The organism is Soehngenia sp., assembly GCF_055108775.1.
On sequence record NZ_JBSQIL010000078.1, the window covers coordinates 1 to 8,113 of the forward strand.

Consider the following 8,113-nt stretch of genomic DNA (forward strand, 5'->3'; position numbering starts at 1 on the left):
AGAAAGATAACTAGCTCTTAAAACATTCTTCTTGGTTTCTTCTCCTACTTCTAAATAATCTGATATCTTTCCGGAAAGTCTCTGTAATCTGATTGTCTTATCATACATAGTCCCTAGTTTCTCTTGAAAAGTCAATTTTTTCAATTTTTCAACATAAGATTCTAATGGTAATTTGATATCTTCATTGTAAAAGAACCTAGCATCTTCAAGTCTTGCTCCTAGAACTTTTTCATTTCCTCTTATAACAGTATCAATAAATTTGTCGTCTCCATTTCTAATTGTTATGAAATAAGGCAATAACCTATTTTTATCATCGACACAAGGGAAGAATCTTAAATGATCTCTCATAGGAGTTACAATAACATCGAATGGAAGATTTAAATATTCTTCTTTTATTCTACCCATAATAGGTGTTGGATACTCAACCAAATTGTTAACCTCATTTAGTAAATCATCATCTTTTAAGATATTTCCACCCTTTTCTCTAGCCAATTTCTGTGAATTATATCTTATGATGTCTTTTCTCTCTTTAGGATCAACTATTACATAATTTTCTCTCATCAATTCTTTATATCTGTCAATGTCATCGATAACTATACTTTGACTTCCTAAAAATCTATGCCCCCTAGTTGTATTTGACACTAATATTCCTTCAAAATCAAAATCCATTATTTCATTATCCAATAATGAAACAATCCATCTGATAGGTCTAGCGAATTTAATATTTTTCCCTCCCCATCTCATAGATTTAGGGAAAGTAATATTTTTAATATTGCTTGCTATATTTTCTCTTAACACATCTTCTAAGAGTTTGCCTTCATTGACTTTTTTTATAAAAATATACTCCTCGTTATTAATCGTGTTAATATATATGTCATCAATTTTAGCATTTTGTGCTTTTAAAAATCCTTCTAATGCTTTAGTTGGATTATTCAAGGAATCGAATGCAATCTTTTTAGCAGGCCCTTTGACCTCAACTTCTTCACTCTTTCCTTTAGGCTCTAATCCCATTATATCTATTGCTAATCTCCTTGGTGTTTGATAAGTAATGATTTCTTTAAAATCAATTCTATTCTCATTTAAGGTTTTTTCAAAATTATTTTTTAGCTGAGTCAATGAATCATCGATAAATCTAGCTGGAAGTTCTTCTACTCCAACTTCTAAAAAGTACCTTCTATTCATTTCTTTCACCTGCCTTTTTTAAAAGTGGATATTCCATTTCTGCTCTCTGTTTTAAATATATTGAGGCTATATTTTTTGCGAGATTTCTCACTCTAGAAATAAAGTTTGTTCTTTCCGAAACTGAAATTGCACCTCTTGCATCTAAAACATTAAAAGTATGTGAACATTTCAAAACATAATCGTAAGCAGGTAGCACAAGCCCTTGTTCCAATATCTTGTTAGCTTCGTTTTCATATATATTAAAAAGATTGTTTAAAACTTCGATATCCGCCATTTCAAAACTATATACAGAATGCTCATATTCAGCTTTCCCAAAAATGTCCCTATATGTTATGTTGTTATTCCATTTTATGTCAAAAACATTATCTACATCTTGTAAATACATAGCTATTCTTTCAAGTCCATAGGTTATTTCTCCTGATTCTAGTTCACAATTAATTCCACCAACTTGTTGGAAATAAGTAAACTGTGTTATTTCCATTCCATCAAGCCACACTTCCCATCCTAGTCCCCATGCTCCTAAAGTTGGAGCTTCCCAGTTGTCTTCAACAAATCTTATATCATGCTGAATTGGATCTATTCCAATAGCTTTTAAGCTTTCTAGATAAAGATCCTGAATATTTTCTGGGCTAGGCTTGAGTATTACTTGAAGCTGATGATGTTGATATACTCTATTTGGGTTTTCTCCATATCTAGCATCTGCCGGCCTTCTAGATGGCTCAACATAAACTACATTCCATGGTTCTGGTCCTAGAGCGCGTAAAAAAGTATGTGGGTTCATTGTTCCAGCACCTTTTTCTATATCATATGGTTCCATAATCAAGCAGCCTTTTTCACCCCAAAAATTCAATAATTTTAACATAAGTTCTTGAAAATTCATATTAGTCCTCCTAATATATATTTTATTGATAAAAGCAAAAACCTTCCTATCCCTATAGGGACGAAAGGTTAATTCCGCGGTTCCACCCTAGTTGATGCTTTAGCATCCACTCTAATAACATATACTCAAAAGCTCCAATTTTATTCCCTTCATATCTAGTTTCCACCGCCCTAGACTCTCTATAATTCAAGAAATAAAACCTTCTTTTTCATCATATATTTTATTTATAACTTATTTAAATCTACCAAATTATTCAAAGTATGTCAAGCTAAAGAATTTTCTAAGAGTTCCCTCGCCAAAGACCATGATTTGAGATCTTTTATGTCTAACTTATCCAATATATATTTATATAATGTCTCTTGCATTATTAGTTTATCCTGATAAATAATTATTTCGCTATTTATGTTATCAAATGGTAAATTTATATATTCTATCATCTGTCTTATGAATTTTTTTTCAATTTTTATACTTGATTTATTCTTGCATTTCGAACAAAGAATTCCACCCTTTTCAATATCAAAATACCACTGTGTTGATTTTAAAGTTTGACATTCTATGCAACTTGTTAGATCAGGTTTATATCCTACAAAGCTAATTAGCTTTAGCTCAAAAGCTAAAATCAAGTCTATATTTGTAATGCTTCCCTTTTGTATAATTTCAAGGGCTTTTGTTAACATATTATATATTTTATCGTTTTTTTCTTCTTCTGGTATAGCCTTGTCAACTAAATCTATCAAATAAAATCCAATAGCCATTGATTCAATCGATTCTCTGAGTGAATAATTTGAATTTATTAAATCAGCACCAACAATATAATAAAAGTTTCTACCTTTTTTTAAAATGAAATCACTTGTTGAAAAAATTTCGGAATATGCTAAAGCATTTGAATTTGGTTTTAAAACACCTTGAGCTAAAATATTAATCTTTCCTAGCTCATAAGTGAAAACTGTTAATATTTTACTGCTTTCCTTGTATTTTTTAGACTTTATTACTATTCCACTAGTTTTTATATTGTCCATCATATTAATCCTCATTATTAACTGAGTTTATATCCGAAATATTTCACTTTATCAGCTCTATCTCTCCAATTTTTTTCTACTTTTACCCATATTTTTAAGTTCACTTTAGTATCCATTAATTTTTCAATATCGTTCCTTGCTTCTGTTCCTATTTTTTTTAGCATTCTTCCATTCTTCCCAATAATCATACCTTTATGTGATTCTTTCTCACAATATAAATTTACAAATACATCTAATAAATCTTTATTATCTCTTTGTTTTATCTCTTGAACTTCTACATATATCCCATGAGGAATTTCTTCTTCTAAGTTCAGTAGTGCCTTCTCTCTTACTATTTCTGCTATTATTATCCTTTCAGGCTGATCAGTTATCATATCATCTGGATAATATTGAGGACCTTCTGGTAAAAGCTCTTTTATGGCATTTATATACCTATCTATATTATTATTAAAAATAGCTGATATAGGTATAATATCTTCAAACATGTTCATAGCCTCATATTTTTGTACTAGATAATCAATTTCTGTATTTGATAATTTATCTGTTTTGTTAATAAGGAGTATTATAGGTGTATTGATTTCTCTTAATTGTTCAATGATTCCACTGTCTTGCTTCCCAATTTCTAAACTATTATCAACCATAAAAGTCACAACATCTACTTCTTCTAGTGTTGATTTTGATACTTTAAGCATATATTCGCCTAATATATTTTTAGGTGTTTGAATGCCTGGTGTGTCTAAAAATACTATTTGACAGTCATTCTCAGTGTATACTAATTGAATTTTATTTCTAGTCGTTTGAGGCTTGTCAGATATAATAGATATTTTTTCTCCTATTATCTGGTTAAGAAGTGTTGATTTGCCAACATTTGGTCTACCTATTACAGTTACGAAACCTGATTTATACATTTTTTTCAACTCCACCACTAAGATCTTCAGGTCCAAAACTATGAGGTAAAAGATCTTCCAATTTGTATTTTCTGTAATTATCAACATCATTAGCTATTATGATTTCTGCATCTTTGCCAAATTCTCTTATCACTTGTCTACATACTCCACAGGGATATGTGAAATTAGAGTCACCAACAATAACTATCTTTTTAATCTCCCTGTGCCCATCTGATACAGCTTTTGATATGGCTGTTCTTTCAGCGCAAATAGTAGGAGAATAAGAGGCATTCTCAATATTACAACCAGTATATACACTCCCATCTGCAGTCACTAGTGCTGAACCTACTCTAAATTTTGAATATGGTACATATGCATTTTCTTTAGCTTTTAATGCTAGTTTGATTAATTCTATATCGTTCATATTATTCTCTCCTAACATATCTTATTTATATATTAATTGAAAAATTATTATTCCTACTAAAATTCCAATTATTGCTCCAAAAACGGTTTCCCTTGTAGAATGTATCTCTCCTTCTACTCTGCTTTCAGCTACTAAAAATGCTAAAACAAATGAAAGAGTTATAACAAGTAGATTATTAGTCAACACAGAAATTATGGTTGCAATCAAAAAAGCTACAGCACTATGCCCACTAACAATCCCTCCTTGAAAGTGAGTTCCCTTGTTTCTATGATATTTACTCTTAAGCCCTAAAACCACAAGTATGACAATCAATAAAGCCACAAAAGTTAAATATACTGGAGAATTCTTAATCCTTTGCAATACTATATCTTTAAATGGATTGAGTCTGTCAAAAAATAATAAATATCCGACAACAACAGAATTGATACTAGCTATAAGGACTGCACCCGCAGAAATATCTTTTATCACTCTAGCATAGGGATGGTAATCAATTGTAATCATATCAACAGTTTTCTCAATAGCAGTATTAAATAACTCAGAAACCAGCACCAGTGATATTGCAAAAATTAATATGAGAAATTCCGACTTGGTAAAATTTAGCAATAAACTTAAGATCAAAACGGTTACAGCTATAAAATAGTGTATCTTCATATTTCTTTCCATTTTTACAGTTGAAATGATCCCATTGACTGCACGATTAAAACTCTCTATAAATCTTTTTAAATCCAATTTAATCACCTTCGTCAGTTCTAAATATCCCTATTTCCTTTAGAACATTTTTTTCTTTTTGTCTCATAACTGCTTTTTCATCTTCGTTTAAATGATCATATCCTAATAAGTGAAACATACTGTGTACAGTAAGATATATTATTTCACGCAAAATACTATGTCCAAATTCATAAGCCTGTTCTACAGCTTTGTCAGTTGAAATTATAATATCTCCTAGTAAATAATGATTCGTGCTATTATCGTAGTCACCTAATGGGAATGAGAGTACATCTGTTGGCTTGTCAATATTTCTATACTCTTTATTTAATTCTTGAATCTCTTCATTGTCTACAAATGATACACTAATCTCACAGTTAGAGGGCCTGTTTTCAGCTCTAATGCAAACTTCTATGCTACGCATAATTTCCTTTTGCATATTATCATCAATATCAATTCTCATCTGCCTATTGTCGAATAGAATTCTCATAACTATTCCCCCAATTTTTTTTCATATTCAATTCTCTGATGATATACTCCCTTAAAGTAATTAGTGAATACTTCTTGAATGACTGATAAATCTTTTATTGTTAAATGAGAATCATTTAATTGATTGTCTCCTAATTTGGACTTTATAATATTTCCAATCGTTTTTGAGATAATTTCTTCCTCTATTTTATCGATACTTCTAACTGCAGCTTCAGAAGAATCCGCCAACATGACAATTGCGGTTTCCTTACTTTGTGGTTTTCTTCCCTTATATCTAAATCTTTCTTCTGGTAAGGATAATCTCTCCTCTTTAGCTTTATTATAAAAATATGCAACTAAAGTAGTTCCATGATGTTCATCGATAAATTCTACAATTTCTCTAGGTAATTTATATTCATTAGCTAATGAGATCCCATCGTCTCTATGACTTAATATGATATCTAAGCTTTGAAGAACTTTAAGTTTGTCATGTGGATTTTCAATACCAAATTGATTTTCTTTAAACATCAAGGGTCTCTTTAGCTTACCTATGTCATGATAGTAAGAGCCAACCCTGGCAAGCAATGAATTCGCACCTATTGCATCACATGCAGCTTCAGATAAATTCCCAACTAAAATGCTATGTTGGTAAGTTCCAGCAGCTTCCATTGATAATCTTTTTAGTAGTGGTTGATTAGGGTTAGAAAGTTCTATTAATCTAAACTGTGTCAAAATACCAAAAAGTTTTTCCCAAACAGGAAGTGTCCCTAGTGCAATAACTGCAGAAGCTATACCCCCTAGAAACAACTCAATTATTGCAATTCTATAACCAATTCTGCTCTCAAAACCACTTAATATAAAAAAAGTGTATATAATCGCACTAAAAATCCCTATTTGTAATCCACATAAGATTACTTTACTTCTTTGTGCAGTTTCTTTAGTAAACATTAAAGCAATGCTTATACTTAAAGCTGGAATTATGAACTGTGAAATGTTCCAATTCAATAATATGGCAAGAGTTAAATTCATAAAAATATTTGTAATTAAAGCGATTTTATATCCAAGAAGTTGAGAAATTAACACTGCTCCAAAAGAAAATGTCAATATGAACATCCTATAATCTCTCAATAGATAGTTTAAAACAATATTTAAAGTTAAAATAATAAATATTAATGCTATGTTGTTTCTTTTTAAAATTAAATTTCTGAAATTATCATAAAGTAAATATATAAAGACTCCTGTAATAATCAAAATTAGTAAAGATATGAATGTTTTGTTTATTAGGATATTATTTATATAGTTATAAGAACTACCAATAATGTTCGGACTTTTTAATCCTGCTATAATACTAAAGATGCCAATTAAATATAAAATCATCATGAATAAGTTTAATTTATAATTGGTAAAGTGCTTAACTAATTCATTTGATTTAAAAAGATATTTTCTCATAATAACCATCCTTAGCTTTGATTTTCTGCTCTCTCATATGCCTCTATAATTTTTTGAACTAAATGATGTCTTACAATATCCGCACTTGTCAAATTAACAAACTCTATCCCACTAATCCCTTTAAGAATTTTGGATACAGTTACTAATCCAGATTGTTTCCCTTTTGCTAAATCAATCTGAGTCACATCTCCAGTAATTATTGCTTTCGATCCAAAACCAAGACGAGTCAAAAACATCTTCATTTGTTCATTTGTAGTATTTTGTGCTTCATCTAATATTACATATGAAGAATTTAATGTTCTTCCTCTCATATATGCCAAAGGAGCGACTTCGATTAGTCCTTTCTCAAAAAGCTTTAAAAAATTATCAGACCCTAAAATATCAAAAAGGGCATCATAAATTGGCCTTAAATAAGGATCTACTTTTTCTTGTAAGTCTCCAGGTAAAAACCCCAGATTTTCTCCCGCCTCCACAGCAGGCCTAGTTAATATTATTCTATTTACTTCTTTGTTTTTAAATGCTTGTACAGCCATTGCCATTGCTAAATAAGTCTTACCTGTACCCGCTGGACCAATTCCAAAAACAATATCATTTCGTCTTAAAGCATCTACATATCTTTTTTGGCCTATAGTTTTTGGCATAATACTTTTGCCTTGTGCACTAATGGTTATCAAATCATTCATTAAATCTATTGATTTATAGTCATTTGTGTTCTTTAATATATTTATAGCATAGTTTATATCTTGATATGATAAAAATTTTTGTCTTTTTATCAAGTCTATTAATGCATTAATCAAATCATGAGCACGATTTATATTTTCTTTATTCCCTTGAATGATTATCTCATCATTTAGCAAATGAATGTCTACATCAAATTTGTTTTGAATCAATTCAATGTTTTGATCGAGATTCCCAAACAAATTTTTTATTATATTATGATCATCCAATGTTATGCTGATTGATTCTTTATTGCTAATCAATATTTTACCCCCTAAAAATAGCTTATATATCATATAATATCATAACAACATGTATTTTTCTATCCAATTTTAGTTTAAAAGGAATTAAGAAGAGCTTCATATGAAGCTCTTCTTAATTC

9 protein-coding genes are annotated in these 8,113 nt (G+C 29.9%); all 9 read right to left on the reverse strand.

The window, feature by feature from the left end; translation table 11 throughout:
* On the reverse strand, positions 1 to 1,182 hold a 1,182-nt coding region (glyS, locus tag ACTB1H_RS08455; RefSeq protein ID WP_463262405.1), incomplete at its 3' end, for a glycine--tRNA ligase subunit beta.
* Positions 1,175 to 2,062: a glycine--tRNA ligase subunit alpha gene (glyQ, locus tag ACTB1H_RS08460; RefSeq protein ID WP_463262406.1), complete on the reverse strand. Its 888-nt coding sequence runs from the start codon at positions 2,060 to 2,062 to the stop codon at positions 1,175 to 1,177. The genes glyQ and glyS, both read right to left, overlap by 8 nt.
* Positions 2,063 to 2,325: 263 nt before the next feature.
* Positions 2,326 to 3,084: a DNA repair protein RecO gene (gene recO, locus ACTB1H_RS08465; protein ID WP_463262407.1), complete on the reverse strand. Its 759-nt coding sequence runs from the start codon at positions 3,082 to 3,084 to the stop codon at positions 2,326 to 2,328.
* Between the two features lie 14 nt (positions 3,085 to 3,098).
* On the reverse strand, positions 3,099 to 3,989 hold the full coding sequence (gene era, locus ACTB1H_RS08470) for a GTPase Era (protein ID WP_463262408.1): 891 nt from the start codon (positions 3,987 to 3,989) through the stop codon (positions 3,099 to 3,101).
* Positions 3,982 to 4,392, reverse strand: coding sequence for a cytidine deaminase (cdd, locus tag ACTB1H_RS08475; RefSeq protein WP_463262409.1), 411 nt, complete (start codon positions 4,390 to 4,392; stop codon positions 3,982 to 3,984). The genes era and cdd overlap by 8 nt, the downstream gene beginning before the upstream one ends.
* 21 nt (positions 4,393 to 4,413) lie before the next feature.
* The gene (locus tag ACTB1H_RS08480) at positions 4,414 to 5,130 is read right to left on the reverse strand and encodes a diacylglycerol kinase (protein ID WP_463262410.1); all 717 of its coding nucleotides are present in this window, start codon (positions 5,128 to 5,130) and stop codon (positions 4,414 to 4,416) included.
* Positions 5,123 to 5,587 carry an rRNA maturation RNase YbeY gene (gene ybeY, locus ACTB1H_RS08485; protein WP_463262411.1) on the reverse strand — a complete coding sequence of 155 codons (465 nt, stop codon included), beginning with the start codon at positions 5,585 to 5,587 and terminating at the stop codon, positions 5,123 to 5,125. The genes ACTB1H_RS08480 and ybeY overlap by 8 nt, the downstream gene beginning before the upstream one ends.
* A gap of 2 nt (positions 5,588 to 5,589) precedes the next feature.
* Positions 5,590 to 7,014, reverse strand: coding sequence for an HD family phosphohydrolase (locus ACTB1H_RS08490; protein WP_463262412.1), 1,425 nt, complete (start codon positions 7,012 to 7,014; stop codon positions 5,590 to 5,592).
* 11 nt (positions 7,015 to 7,025) lie between these two features.
* The gene (locus ACTB1H_RS08495; protein ID WP_463262413.1) at positions 7,026 to 7,994 is read right to left on the reverse strand and encodes a PhoH family protein; all 969 of its coding nucleotides are present in this window, start codon (positions 7,992 to 7,994) and stop codon (positions 7,026 to 7,028) included.
* Positions 7,995 to 8,113: the final 119 nt, after the last annotated feature.